The sequence below is a fragment of the Nocardiopsis sp. iso_237 genome (assembly GCF_056173345.1).
Map to the genome: position 1 here is coordinate 5,136,709 of NZ_CM149669.1, position 12,639 is coordinate 5,149,347.

At 72.7% G+C, this 12,639-nt stretch carries 11 protein-coding genes; 2 read left to right on the forward strand and 9 right to left on the reverse strand.

The features are described from left to right. Window positions 1-58: 58 nt before the first annotated feature. The 6 genes from AC0VYM_RS23160 to AC0VYM_RS23185 all read right to left on the reverse strand — a co-directional run bounded on the left by AC0VYM_RS23160 (window position 59) and on the right by AC0VYM_RS23185 (window position 6,243). A complete protein-coding gene (locus AC0VYM_RS23160; RefSeq protein ID WP_475455520.1) occupies window positions 59-1,783 on the reverse strand; it encodes a DEAD/DEAH box helicase in 1,725 nt (574 codons plus the stop codon). 237 nt (window positions 1,784-2,020) lie between these two features. Further along, window positions 2,021-2,278: a hypothetical protein gene (locus tag AC0VYM_RS23165; protein WP_475455522.1), complete on the reverse strand. Its 258-nt coding sequence runs from the start codon at window positions 2,276-2,278 to the stop codon at window positions 2,021-2,023. A gap of 16 nt (window positions 2,279-2,294) precedes the next feature. Then, the gene (locus AC0VYM_RS23170) at window positions 2,295-3,077 is read right to left on the reverse strand and encodes a class E sortase (protein ID WP_475455524.1); all 783 of its coding nucleotides are present in this window, start codon (window positions 3,075-3,077) and stop codon (window positions 2,295-2,297) included. 6 nt (window positions 3,078-3,083) lie between these two features. Next, window positions 3,084-3,947, reverse strand: coding sequence for a heme ABC transporter ATP-binding protein (locus AC0VYM_RS23175; RefSeq protein ID WP_475463180.1), 864 nt, complete (start codon window positions 3,945-3,947; stop codon window positions 3,084-3,086). A gap of 107 nt (window positions 3,948-4,054) precedes the next feature. Further along, window positions 4,055-5,155 (reverse strand): FecCD family ABC transporter permease, encoded by a 1,101-nt coding sequence (locus AC0VYM_RS23180; RefSeq protein WP_475455526.1) that lies wholly within the window; start codon window positions 5,153-5,155, stop codon window positions 4,055-4,057. Further along, a complete protein-coding gene (locus AC0VYM_RS23185; RefSeq protein ID WP_475455528.1) occupies window positions 5,152-6,243 on the reverse strand; it encodes a heme/hemin ABC transporter substrate-binding protein in 1,092 nt (363 codons plus the stop codon). The genes AC0VYM_RS23180 and AC0VYM_RS23185 overlap by 4 nt, the downstream gene beginning before the upstream one ends. 241 nt (window positions 6,244-6,484) lie before the next feature. On the opposite strand from AC0VYM_RS23185, the gene AC0VYM_RS23190 reads away from it, so the two are divergent. Then, the gene (locus AC0VYM_RS23190; protein ID WP_475455530.1) at window positions 6,485-7,927 is read left to right on the forward strand and encodes a cell wall protein; all 1,443 of its coding nucleotides are present in this window, start codon (window positions 6,485-6,487) and stop codon (window positions 7,925-7,927) included. A 143-nt stretch (window positions 7,928-8,070) separates the two neighbouring features. Next, window positions 8,071-9,966, forward strand: a complete 1,896-nt coding sequence (locus AC0VYM_RS23195) for an HtaA domain-containing protein (protein WP_475455532.1) — start codon at window positions 8,071-8,073, stop codon at window positions 9,964-9,966. 92 nt (window positions 9,967-10,058) lie between these two features. On the opposite strand, the gene AC0VYM_RS23200 is transcribed toward AC0VYM_RS23195, so the two are convergent. From AC0VYM_RS23200 to AC0VYM_RS23210, 3 genes are all read right to left on the reverse strand, one after another. Next, window positions 10,059-10,301, reverse strand: coding sequence for a DUF3039 domain-containing protein (locus AC0VYM_RS23200; protein ID WP_357758318.1), 243 nt, complete (start codon window positions 10,299-10,301; stop codon window positions 10,059-10,061). 76 nt (window positions 10,302-10,377) lie between these two features. Further along, on the reverse strand, window positions 10,378-10,959 hold the full coding sequence (locus AC0VYM_RS23205) for a YqgE/AlgH family protein (protein ID WP_475455535.1): 582 nt from the start codon (window positions 10,957-10,959) through the stop codon (window positions 10,378-10,380). Between the two features lie 64 nt (window positions 10,960-11,023). Further along, window positions 11,024-12,421 (reverse strand): NAD-dependent malic enzyme, encoded by a 1,398-nt coding sequence (locus AC0VYM_RS23210; RefSeq protein WP_475455537.1) that lies wholly within the window; start codon window positions 12,419-12,421, stop codon window positions 11,024-11,026. Between the last annotated feature and the right edge of the window lie 218 nt (window positions 12,422-12,639).

A 12,639-nucleotide genomic window follows, 5' to 3' on the forward strand; every position in this document is an offset into this window, starting at 1 on the left:
GCCGTCCCCGGCCCGTGGGCGGGGCCGCCGCCCGTACGCCCCGCTCCCCGCCGCGGACCTACTTCTGGCCCACGGCCCAGGCTCTGAGCTTGGCGATGCGCTCACGGATCTGCGGCGGCGTGGCCTGCGCGACCGGCGGCCCCCCGCAGGCGCGACGCAGCTCGTTGTGGATCACCCCGTGCGGCTTGCCGGTGCGGTGGTGCCAGGCGCCGACCAGGTTGCTCAGGTCCTTGCGCAGCTCGGCCAGGACCTCGTGCGTGGGCCCCGACTCCTCCTCCGGCTCGGACTTCCCCTTGGCCTTGAGCTGGCTCGCGTGGATGTCCGCCTTGCGCTTGCGCAGCAGCTGGGAGACCTGGTCCGGGTCGAGCAGTCCGGGCAGCCCGAGGAAGTCCTCCTCCTCGCTGGACCCGGCGGCCCCGCCCCCGTACTCCAGCCCGTCGTACAGCGCGCGGTCGAACTCGGCGGCGGACTCCATGGTCTCGAAGGGGAGCTCCTCCCCCGCGTCCGGAGTGTCCTTCTTCTTGTTGGCCTCCTTGAGGAGGTCCTCTTCGGGGTACTCGTCGTCCGCGGGCTGCTTGTCCAGGACGTGGTCGCGCTCGCGCTCCATCTCCCCCGCGTACTCCAGCAGGGTCGGCACCGACGGCAGGAACACCGACGCCACCTCGCCGCGCTGGCGCACCCGCACGAAACGGCCGATGGCCTGCGCGAAGAACAGCGCGGTGCTGGTGGAGGTCGCGTACACGCCCACCATCAGGCGGGGCACGTCCACGCCCTCCGAGACCATCCGGACCGCGACCATCCAGCGGTCGTCGCTCTTCGAGAAGCGGGTGATCTTCTTCGAGGCGGTGGGGTCGTCGGACAGCACCACGGTGGCGCCCTTGCCGGTGATCTGCCGCAGGATGCGCGAGTAGGCGCGGGCGTTCTCGTGGTCGCTCGCGATGACCAGGCCGCCCGCGTCCGCGTGGGTCTTGCGCACCTCGGTCAGCCTGCGGTCGGCCGCCTGGAGGACCTTCTTGATCCAGTCGCCCTTGGGGTCGAGCGCGGCCCGCCACGCCTGGGACAGCGCGTCCTTGGTGAGGGGTTCGCCGAGGCGGGCGGCGAGTTCGTCACCCGCCCGCGTCCGCCACCGCATCTCCCCGGAGTAGGCCATGAAGATGACCGGGCGCACGACCCCGTCCTCCAGGGCGGGCGCGTACCCGTAGCTGTAGTCCCACGAGCAGCGGCGCACACCCGCCCCGTCCTGCACGTAGTCCACGAACGGGATGGGGTTGATGTCGGAGCGGAACGGGGTTCCGGTGAGCGAGAGCCGCCGCGTGGCCGGGTCGAAGGCCTCCCGGACGGCGTCGCCCCAGGAGAGGGCGTCACCCGCGTGGTGGACCTCGTCGAAGATGACCAGGGTCTTGCGCGCCTCGGTGCGGTTGCGGTGCAGCATCGGGTGGGCGGCGATCTGCGCGTAGGTGACGGCCACGCCGACGTACTGGCGGCCGAGGGCGCCCTGCCCGTTCTTGAAGTCGGGGTCGATGGCGATCCCGAACCGGGCCGCCGCCTCCGCCCACTGCTTCTTCAGGTGCTCGGTGGGGCAGACGATGGTGATCGCTCGAACCGCGTGCCGCTGGAGGAGCTCGCTCGCCAGTGTGAGGGCGAAGGTGGTCTTGCCCGCCCCGGGCGTGGCCACGGCGAGGAAGTCGCGTGGCTGCCTGCGGAAGTACTCCTCGAAGGCCTCCCGCTGCCAGGCCCGGAGACCGCTCAGGCGGTTCTCCGTCGTGGTCTGCGTCACCGTCATTCGTTCCGTCCCCCGTTACTCACCTGCTTGAGGTTAGCGGCCGCCGGAGACCGTATCGGGAGCCCCGGCGGTGGCGCCGGGCACAGCGGCCACCCCGGGCGTGTCCGGCGATCGGGCCGCGGAGCCGGGCCCCGCGCCTCCCGCGCACCCCACGACAAGGCGGCACGGTGCCTGCCGCACCGCGCCGCGCCGTCGTTCCGAATCCGTGTGGAGATCCCCCTCGGGAACGCTCCTCCCCTAGTTCCCCGTGCCCTCGCCGGAGACCTCCGTCTCCCCGGGGTCCGCCTCACCGGTCGCCGGGTCGGCCTCCCCGACGGGGGCCTCGCCCCCGACCCCGGTCATGTCGACGGCGCCGTCGTTGAACGGCATGTGCGGGGAGAGCGCCGGGAAGGCGAAGAACCACAGCAGGGCGGCCGCGCCCGCCAGGAGGCCCACCGACATGATGAACTTCGAGGCCCAGGGGCCGGGCAGGATGCGCCAGATCAGACCGTACATTCGTGCGTCCCTTCCCCTAGGCGTCCGGAGCCATGTGGGCGATGCTGTCGGGCATGCCCTCGGACTTGGGTGTGGTCTCGGTGAGTTCGGCCCAGACGATGAGCCGGTGCGTGTTGTTGAGCTTGGGCGCGCACGTGGTGAGGGTGAGCAGTGCCCGCTCGGGGTCCTCCTCGGAGGCCTCCTCGAAGGGGTCCGGGTTGACCACCCAGAAGTCCTCGGGCAGCACGGTCTCCTCACGGAAGACCTCGTAGGTGTGGAAGTTCTCGCCGTCCTCCAGCACCATGACGTCGCCGTCGTCGAGCAGGTCCAGGTCCCAGAAGAGACCGGGCGTGCGGTGCGCGGCGACGCCGTAGTTGCCGAGCTCGCCGGGCGCGCTGTCGAACTCCGTGTAACGGCCGGGGCTGTACCGGATGTCGTCGGGGGTGGTGCCGTTGACCACCACCCAGTCCAGGTCCAGGCTCGGGACGTACAGGCGGCTGTCGGCGCTGCCGGGGAGGGGTTCGGAGTCCGGGCCGCGCTCGTCGGCGGCGGCCCAGGCCTCGTCCAGACCGTCGGCCAGCCCCTGCTGCTCCCGGTCGGTCTCCCACTGGGAGCCGTACACCTCGTAGGAGGCGTAGAAGAGCATCAGCAGACCCAGGGTCAGGAGGACCTCGCCGAAGAAGCGGACGATGCCCCGGACGACGTCGCCCGGGGTGGCCCGTTTGCGCGGGCGGCGCCGACGGCCCCGTGGGGGCCGCTCACGCCCCTCGCCCGAGGGGTGGGGCTCATCATGGGACTGCCGTTCAGTTGTGGACACCAATACGACCTACTCCTGTGGACGCTTTCGTGTGCACCCGGGCGACCGGAGGGGGACGACGAGCGGGACCCCCGTACGCGGATGCGGCAGAACTTCGACCTCGTGTCGGTACACAGCGCTGAGGAGCGACGAGCTGAACACGTCGGCGGGGGTTCCCCGCGCGGCGACCTGTCCTCCGGAGAGTACCGCCACACGATGGGCGTACGCGGCCGCAAGCCCCAAATCGTGCAGGACCACGATAACCGCCCCACCGCGGGACGCGAGGCCGCGCGCGATGGAGAGTACGAGTTCCTGGTGGCGGATGTCCAGCGCCGCGGTGGGTTCGTCGAGGAGGAGCAGGTGGGTGTCCTGGGCCAGGACGCGGGCGAACATCACGCGGGCCCGTTCTCCCCCCGAGAGCGTGGGGAAGCGGCGGTCGGCCAGATGGGTGACGCCGACCTCCGCCATGGCGTCCCGGACCAGGGCGTCGTCCCGGTCCGGGGAGCTCAGCCCGGCCCAGGGCGCACGACCCATGGCGACGAGTTCGGTGACGGAGAAGGGGAAGCTGACCGCCGCCTCCTGGGGCAGGACCGCCCGGCGGAGCGCGAGTTCGGGCGGGCTCCACTCCGGCAGCGGGCGGCCGAGCAGGCGCACCGTTCCGGAGTCGCGCTCGCCCCTGGTCGGGCCGCCGGTGACGTCTCCTGACAGCGCGGACAGCAGCGTGGACTTGCCCGCGCCGTTCGGTCCGACCAGGGCGAGGAGTTCACCGGCGCGGACGGTGAGGTCGACCCCGTCGAGCAGGGCGCGGCCGCCCCGGCGGACGGTGAGTCCCTCGGCGCGCACGACCACGGATCCGGGTTCGGCGGGTGCGGGCGGGGCCGGTGCGCGGGTCAGGGGCGCGACGGCCGCGGCCCACCCGCGGGCGAGGGCCGAGCGCCGTGGGGTGTGCCCCGTGGGGCCGTCAGTGCTGGTGGTACCGGGGGTGCCCGTGGTGTCGGTGCTCACGACCAGCCTCCCTGTTTGGCGCGGGTGCGGTACAGGAGGAAGAAGAAGAACGGCCCGCCCAGGGCGGCGGTGACCACGCCGAGCGGGATCTCGGCGGGGGCGGCGACCGTTCGGGCCAGCAAGTCGGCGGCGAGCAGCAGCAGTCCGCCGCCGAGCGCGGAGGCGGGCAGCAGCACCCGGTGGCCGGGTCCGGTCACCATACGGATGATGTGCGGGACCACGAGACCCACGAAGGCGACGATCCCGGCGAAGGCGACCGCCGCCGACGTGAGCAGGGCCATGGCGCCGATGAGGACCAGGCGCATGCGTTCCACGTCCACGCCCAGGTGGCGGGCGGGCCCCTCCCCGAGGGCGAGCAGGTCCAGGCGGCGGGCGTACACGGGGACGACCGCCAGTCCCAGGAGCAGGCAGGGCGTGATCGCCGCGACCTTGGACCAGGTGGCGGTGGAGACGCTGCCCAGCTGCCAGAACGTGATGGTCTGGATCTCGGCGTCCTGGGAGAAGTTGGTCATCAGACCGATCGCGGCACCGGCGATGGCGTTGACCGCGATCCCGGTGAGCAGGAGGGTGACCACCTCGGTACGGCCCCGTGAGCGCGCGAAGACGTACACGAACAGGGTCGTGGCCAGCCCGAAGACGAAGGACGAGGCGATGACGGTCCAGTGTCCGAGCACCGTGATCCCGGTGAAGATGACGGCGATCGCGCCGACCGCCGCACCGGCGGAGACACCGATCACGCCGGGTTCCGCGAGGGGGTTGCCGAAGACGCCCTGCATGATGGCGCCCGCGCTGCCCAGGGCCGCGCCGACCATGACGGCGAGGACGACGCGGGGCAGCCGCACGTCCCACAGGACGGTGCGGGCGATCTGGTCGGGTTCGGCGCCGACGTCGAGACCGACCTCCTGGAGGAGGGACGCCGCCACCTGTCCCGCCGGGATGGGGTAGGCACCGACCCCGGCGGCCACGACGGCGACGGTCACGAGGGTGGCGGACAGCCCGCCGAGGAGGAGCCCGGCGCGCAGCCGACGTCGCACGCGGCCGCCGCCCTCCGTCGGGGGTCCGGGCGCGGTGGCGCCGCGGTGGCGCAGGGCGGTCACGCGGTGTCCCCGTCGTCGGGGAGCGCGGCCAGTTGCTCGGCCAGGGCCACGATGACCTGGGGGGTGCGCGGCCCGAAGTTGAGCAGCACGCCGTCCTCGAAGTCGATGACGGCCCGGTTCCGACCGGCCGGGGTCTGGGCGACTCCGGGGATCTCGACGAGCCCCTCCACACCGCCCACCGACTCCAGGCCCTTGGTCATGACGAGGAGGACGTCCGGCTGGGCCTCGATCAGCGCCTCGGTGGTGATGGGGGTGAACGGTGTGGTCAGGCCCATCTCGACCCCCGCGTCGCGGGCGCCGATCTCGGAGAGCATGGCGTCGGCGCCCGATCCGGGACCGCCGAGGAGGTAGACCCCGGCGGTGCCGCGCAGGTAGAGGAAGGCGACGAGGGGGTCGCCGGCGGTCTCCACGGAGGTCTCGCGCACCTCGGCCATCTGTTCCCTGGTGCGGTCGACCAGGCTGGTCCCGGCGTCGGGGACGCCGAGCGCCTCCGCGACGCGCTCGAAGCGCGGGTACATCTCGTCGAAGGACCAGGCCTCCTCGACGATGACCACGGGGACCCCGCTGCGCTGGATCTGCTCGATCACCTCGGGCGGCCCGGTCTGGGTGTCGGCCAGGACCACGGTGGGCTGGAGCGCGAGGACGGACTCGGCGGAGACGTCGTGGCCCTCGCTGACCACGGGCAGGTCCGCGGCCTCGTCGAAGGTGGCGGCGACGTCGCGGCCGACCACCCGGTCTCCGAGGCCGAGGGTGAAGACGATCTCGGCGAGGCCGCCGGTGAGCGGGAGGACGCGACTGGCGTCGGTGACCTCGACCTCCTCGTACTCCAGGGGGTCGGCACTGGTGCGGTAGGGGTCGAGGACCACCGAGTCGACGGTGACGGGGAGTTCGGGGTCCGGGGCGTCCGCCAGGACCTGGAGCCGGTTCTCCGCGAGCTCGGGGATGCCCTCGCCCGCCGCCGCGTCCTCGGGGGCGGGCGATCCGGTGCAGGCGGTCAGGGCGAGGGCGCAGGCCACGGCGAGCAGGACGGCGGCCGGCCCTGTTCCTGGGTGTCCGCGCAGGGGGGATCGGGGGAGGGCGTGGGGCATGGCGGTCGCTTTCGATGGATCCGTGTGCCGGGTGTCGCCGGGGAGCGGGGGTGCGATGCGGCCTTTTTCATGACAGGTCGTCATCTTCTTGACAACCGTGGAGGTGCGGTGTTCCACTGTTCCAGCGCGGGATCAAGTTAGGTAAGGCTCACTTTGCCAAGGTAAGCATAACCTAAACCCCATTCCCCAGGTCTCGCGGGTGACGGACACCGTCCGGCCCGCACGAACGCGAAGGCCCCCGATGCAAGCAGCGGTTTCCCTCCGTGGGTTCCTCCCCTCCCTGGCCGCAGTGGCGGCCGCGACGGTCCTGTCCGCCTCCCTGCCCGACACGGCGCTCGCCGCCCCGACCGAACACCGCGCCCATCCCCGGACCACCGTCGTCGACCGCACCGAGGGGCTCGACCCCCGGGGCGACACCGTCACGGTGTCCGGGATCGGGCACGACCCCGGAAGCCTGATCGAGATCACCACCCGGGCGCTGCCCGCCCCGGCCGCGTCGGCCGAGGACTCCGACGAGTCCGCCGTCCTGGACACCGGGAACACCGTCCGCGTCGAGGTGGACGAGCGCGGCCTGTTCACGGAGGACCTCGTCACCGGCGTCGGCTTCGCCGCCGAGGCCGGGCTCGACACGGCCGAGGACCCCTTCGAGATCGTCCTGACCGAGATCGCCGGGGCTCCCGTCCCCGAGGAGACCACCCCGGGGACCCCCGAACCCACTGCTCCCGGCTCTCCGGACCCCGAGGGCGACACCGCGCCGGAAGCACGGGACGTGGAGGGGACCGAGGTCGTCTCGGCCCCCGGCCCCGGCCGGAGCGCACCGGTGACCGCCCCGGCGCGCCCCCGGAGCGCGCCCGTCGTCGGCGTGGTCCCGGTGAGCTTCGCCGCCCCCGCCGCACCGTCGGCACCGCGTTCCCGGCCCCAGGCCCCCGCCTCCGCCCAGGCGCCCGCTGCTCCCCAGGCCCAGTCCGCGCCGCGGACCCTTCCCCGGACCCCGGGCACCCCGGCCCTGACCGTCTCCCGGACCAGCGGGCTCGACCCCTCCGGCGAGAAGGTGACCGTGACCGGAACGGGCTACGACACCTCCAAGGGCGTCTACGTCGCCCTGTGCGACACCGCGAACGCCAGCTCCACCCAGGCGCCCAGCCCGTGCATCGGCGGCGTGGACATGGAGGGCGAGGGCGGCGCCTCCGTCTGGGTCTCCAGCAACCCGCCGCCCTACGGCGAGGGCCTGGCCACCCCCTACACCGGCGGCGGCACCGACGGCGGGTTCACGGTCGAGCTCACCGTCAAGGGATCGGACGAGCACACCGACTGCCTCTCCGCCGCCACCGACTGCGCCGTCGTCACCCGCAACGACCACACCCGCTCCAGCGACCGTGGCCAGGACGTGTTCGTCCCCGTGACGTTCAGCGGACAGACCGGCGACCCGGGCGCGTCCGGCGGGAACGGCGGCGCCTCCGGCGACGGCGCGACCGGATCCGGGACCACCGGCGGCACCACGGCGTCCGGTGCGGGTGGCGCGGGCCCCAGCGGCTCCGGAGGGAGCGGCAACGGTCCGCTCGCCACCACCGGGTCCTCCCTGACCGGCCTGGTCCTGGCCGCCGCCGTCGCCGTGCTCACCGGTGCCGTGGCGCTGTTCGCCGCGCGCCGCCGTGCCGCCACCCCGGCCCCGACCACCGCCTAGGCACCACCGACCACGTTCTCCCTCAGCGGCCCCACCAGCGCCCGCTCAGCCCCGGGACCGCTGCCCCACTCCCCTGCCCGGAACCCGGTGCGCGACCGGAACCGGCACCCGTCCATCCCCCGAGTCGATAGGAACCCGTCCCCATGAGCAGCACCGTCACGAGAGCCGCCGGAGCGGGCCCACGCCGCCGCTCCCCGCGCGCCCTCCTCTGCCTCGCGGGAGCCGCCGCCCTCGGCGCCTCCCTCACCCTGGGAGGCGCACCGGCCCTGGCCGAGGAGGCCCCCGTCACCGTCACCCAGGGCTCCGCCACCTGGGGCGTCAAGCAGTCCTTCCGCAACTACGTGTCCGGCCCCATCGCCCACGGCGGCTACGAGGCGGTCGACGGCGCCAGCCGCAACACCGACGGCACCCTCGACTTCCCCACCGCCGAGGGCACGGTCTCCAAGGAGGACTCCTCCGGTGCGGTGAGCTTCTCCGGCGGGGTGGTCTTCAGCGGCCACGACTACGGCCAGGGCCCCGTCCTGGAGATCCGTGTGAACGACCCGCGCGTGGAGTTCGACGGACAGGGCGCGGCCACCGTCTACGCCGACGTGACCAGCCGCGAGTTCGCGGGCGCCAACCCGGCGCTCCCCCCGGGCGACCTCGTCGAGTACGGCGAGGTGGCGGTCGCGGAGCTGACCGGCGCCGAGATCGGTGTCGACGGTGACGTGATCACCTTCACCTCCGAGGCCGGGACCCTGCACGCCGACGCCGTGGAACCGTTCGCCAGCTTCTACTCGGCGGGCGAGACCATGGACCCGCTGTCCTTCACCACCGAGGCGGCCGGGGGCACCGACCCGACCGACCCCACCGACCCCGAGGTGCCCGCCCCCTCCCCCGAGGTGCGGGTCGACCAGACCACCGGGCTGGACCCCGAGGGCCAGACCGTCCGGGTCGACGGCACCGGGTTCCGGCCCGGGTCGGGCGTGTACGTGGCGCTCACCGGCATCGCCCGGTCGGACGCCTCGCACCCGCAGCACTGGTACGGCAGCGGTGTGTGGCTGCGTGAGGGATCCGCGCCCGACGCGGACGGCGCGTTCAGCACCGACCTCGACGTCGTCGGCGCCTTCGAGAAGGGCGGCACGGCCTACGACTGCCTGGAGAGCCAGTGCTACGTGGCGGTGTTCAACGACCGCCACGACCTGGACAACCGTGACCAGGACGTGTGGACCCCCGTCACCTTCACGGCCGCCGGGAACGGCGACGGCGACGGCGAGGGCGGCGGCGAGGGCGGCGGCCAGACCCCGGAGGGCGACCTGACCGTGTACAACGGCCGCGCCGACTGGGGTGTGAAGGAGTCCTTCCGCACCTACATCGAGGGCAACATCGCCAAGGGCGCGATCCGCACCGAGGACGGCGCCACCCGCAACGAGGACGACACCTTCTCCTTCACCGACGGCACGGGCAGCGTGAACCTGGAGGAGGGGGTCGCGGAGATCGACTTCGCCGGGACCGTGCTCTTCGAGGGACACGTCTACGGCGACGCCGACCCCCTGCTGTACATGACCGTCTCCGACCCCCGGGTCGAGATCGACGGCGACACGGGCACGCTCTACGCCGACGTGGTCAGCAAGTCCCTCACCGACGAGGAGCTCGTCACCTACGACGACGTGGCCTTCGCGGACCTGGACCTGTCCGGCGTCGGACACGGTCTGGACGAGGGCGTGCTGTCCTGGGACCCGATCCCGGCCACCCTGACCGCCGACGGCGTCCCCGCCTTCGCGGACTTCTACGGCGCGGGCGAGCGGCTCGACCCGATCAGCCTCACCGTGAGCGTGGACGAGGACGTGCGGGTTCCCGGTGGCGGCACCGGCGGCGGCGACGGCGGGACCGCTCCGACCCCGGACCCCACGCCCGGTCCCGGTGAGGGCGGCGGCAAGCCCGGCCTGCCCAACACCGGTGCGGCCCTGACCGGCCTCCTGGTCGCGGCGGGGGTCGCGGTGGCCGCGGGCGGCACCGCCCTGGTCGCCACCCGCCGACGCGCGGGCGCCGTGGCCTGATCCCCGGGGCCCGCCCCCGGACGGCACGAAGGGCCCCGGCTCACCCCTCGGGGTGGGTCAGGGCCCTTCCGCGTTCCGGCCACGAGGGGCCGTCACTTCATCATGTCCTCGTACGCCTTCTTGCAGTCGGGGCACACGGGGAACTTCTTCGGGTCCCGGTTGGGCACCCAGACCTTGCCGCACAGCGCGATCACCGGGTCGCCGGTCACCGCGCTCTGGGTGATCTTGTCCTTCTGCACGTAGTGGGCGAACCGTTCCCGGTCCCCGTCGTCGTGCGAGATGTCCGGCCTGGTCTCGCTGTCCGGAAGAACCTTGTTCAGGACATCCATCGACATCGTCCTCACACCTTTCAACGTCCGTCTACCACGGTATAGGGTGACGCGCCCCACTTCGAAGCCCTCGGCGAACCGCTCAGTTCATGGTGGGATCGTCAGGATAGGTGGACAACAGGGCCATCTCGCCGCCCTGGCGGCGCAGCACCCGCGACCACAGTGTCTCCGGGGAACCTCCGAAGAGGTCGTCGGCGAGGGTGTCCACCACGTACCAGGCGCCCTCCCCGATCTCCCCCGCCAGCTGCCCGGCACCCCATCCGGCGTACCCGGCGAACACCCGCAGGGAAACCAGTGCCGCGCCCAGGAACTCGGTGGGTGCCTCCAGGTCCACCAGCCCCACCCCGGCCAGTTCCGGGCCGGGACCGACCCCCTCCAAGGGGGCCCAGCCGGGCGGAGCCTCGTCCGGGGGCACGGTGCCGAGGGCGATCCCGGAGTCGGTGCCGACCGGCCCGCCCGAGAACATCACCCGGGGCGCGCTCGCGTAGGCGCCCCAGTCCGTCACCACCTCGTCCACCGGCAGCTCCAGCGGACGGTTGAGGATGACCCCGAGGGTGCCGTCGTCGGCGTCGTCCACGACGAAGACCACCGATCGGCGGAAGGAGTCCTCCTGGAGGAGGGGGGCGGCCACCAGCAGGCGCCCGGTCAGTGTCGACTGGTCCATGCTCCACACCTACCCGGAAAACCGGCCCGGTGGTCGCCCCTCGCTGGGCCGACTCCCCGAATCGCTACTCGGACTGGCCGCGCTGGGCCACCTCGCGCACGGCGGTGGCCACGTGGGTGGACAGGTCCGCGTGGAACACGCTCGGGATGATGTAGTTCGGGCCCAGTTCGTCCTCGGTGACCACGTCGGCCAGGGCCTCGGCGGCGGCGACCATCATGTCGGAGGTGACGTGGTGGCTCTGGGCGTCCAGCAGGCCGCGGAAGAAGCCGGGGAAGACCAGGACGTTGTTGATCTGGTTCGGGTAGTCGCTGCGGCCGGTGGCCACCACGCCCGCGTGCAGGTGGGCGACCTCGGGGTCGACCTCGGGGTCGGGGTTGGCCAGCGCGAAGATGATCGAGTCCTCGTTCATCTCCGCGATGTCGTCACCGCCGAGCAGGTTCGGGGCGGAGACGCCGATGAAGACGTCGGCCCCGGCCACGGAACCCTTGAGGTCGCCGCTGTAGCCCTGGGGGTTGGTGTTCTCCGCGATCCAGCGCAGGTTGCTGTCCAGGTTGTCGCGGCCGGCGTGGACGGCGCCGTGGACGTCGCTGACGATGATGTCGCGCGCACCGGCGTGCATGAGCAGCTTGAGGATGGCGGTACCGGCCGCGCCCGCGCCGGACATGGCGATGCGGACCTCGGAGAGCTTCTTGTTGACCACGCGCAGGGCGTTGCGCAGGGCGGCGAGCACGACGATCGCGGTGCCGTGCTGGTCGTCGTGGAAGACGGGGATGTCGAGGAGCTCGCGCAGGCGGGCCTCGACCTCGAAGCAGCGGGGGGCGGAGATGTCCTCCAGGTTGATCCCGCCGAAGCCGGGGGCCAGCAGCTGGACGGTGCGGACGATCTCGTCGACGTCCTGGGTGTCCAGGGCGATGGGCCACGCGTCGATGTCCGCGAAGCGTTTGAACAGGGCGGCCTTGCCCTCCATGACGGGCATGGCGGCCTCGGGGCCGATGTTGCCCAGGCCCAGGACGGCCGAGCCGTCGGTGACCACGGCGACGCTGTTGCGCTTGATGGTCAGGCGGCGGGCGTCGTCCTTGTTGGCGGCGATGGCCTGGGAGACGCGGGCGACACCGGGGGTGTAGGCCATGGAGAGCTCGTCGCGGTTGCGCAGCGGGACCTTGGACTTCATCTCGATCTTGCCGCCGAGGTGCATGAGGAAGGTGCGGTCGCTGACCTTGTGGACCACGACCCCCTCGACCCCGCCGAGGGCGTCGACGATGGCCTGGGCGTGGTCGGTGTCGCGGGCGGCGCAGGTGACGTCGATGCGGATGCGCTCGTGCCCAGCGGCCGCCACGTCCAGGGCGGTGATCATGCCGCCGACCTGCTCCACCGCGTTGGTGAGGCTGCCGACCGCGCTGCCTCCGGCGTCCAGTTCGAGGCGGACGGTGATGGAGTACGAAACGCTGGGAAGGGTGGCCACGTATTGCTCCTTGGCTTTTGCTGATGTCATGCGTCCGCGGGGCACACCGGCGGCCCCTCCCGTGGACGTACGGACCGACGTCGGGACTCCTCCACCGGGGGTCGGGCGCACGGCCTGCACTCCGTGGCCGGACCCGGTGGAGCCTCGTCGGCGCCTGCGCGCCGATCGGACCCGGGTCCGTGACGGTTGCGCGTCCCGCCGTGGAACACCCGGTCATC